The sequence below is a fragment of the Gaoshiqia sediminis genome (genome assembly GCF_025907915.1).
GTDB classification, from domain to species: domain Bacteria; phylum Bacteroidota; class Bacteroidia; order Bacteroidales; family Prolixibacteraceae; genus Gaoshiqia; species Gaoshiqia sediminis.
Genome location: NZ_JAPAAF010000142.1, coordinates 1 through 368 on the forward strand (window position 1 = coordinate 1; position 368 = coordinate 368).

Annotated in this window: 1 pseudogene; it reads right to left on the bottom strand. The window is 56.2% G+C overall.

Annotation, left to right across the window (positions count from 1 at the left end):
* A pseudogene (locus N2K84_RS20320) lies at positions 1–368 on the bottom strand (HYR domain-containing protein); the annotation flags it as partial.

Here is a 368-nt window from a genome sequence, read left to right on the forward strand (position 1 = left end):
GTTGAACCGTTGTCAACGGCTTCGGCAGTAACAGAGGCATTGCCGTCGGCATCCAGGTAAATGGTCACGTTTTGGGCAAGGGCCGTCGGGTCGATGTCGTCAACCACGGTTACCACAGCACTAGCCGTGCTTGAGTTGCCGTTCACATCGGTCACCGTTAGCACAACATCATTGGCGCCTACATTGGCACAAGTGAATGCTTCGATATCCAAAGCAAGGGACTGGATCCCGCAGTTGTCGGTTGAACCGTTGTCAACGGCTTCGGCTGTGGTGGAGGCATTGCCGTCGGCATCCAGGTAAATGGTCACGTTTTGGGCAAGGGCCGTCGGGTCGATCTCGTCAACCACGGTCACCACAGCGTTAGCGGT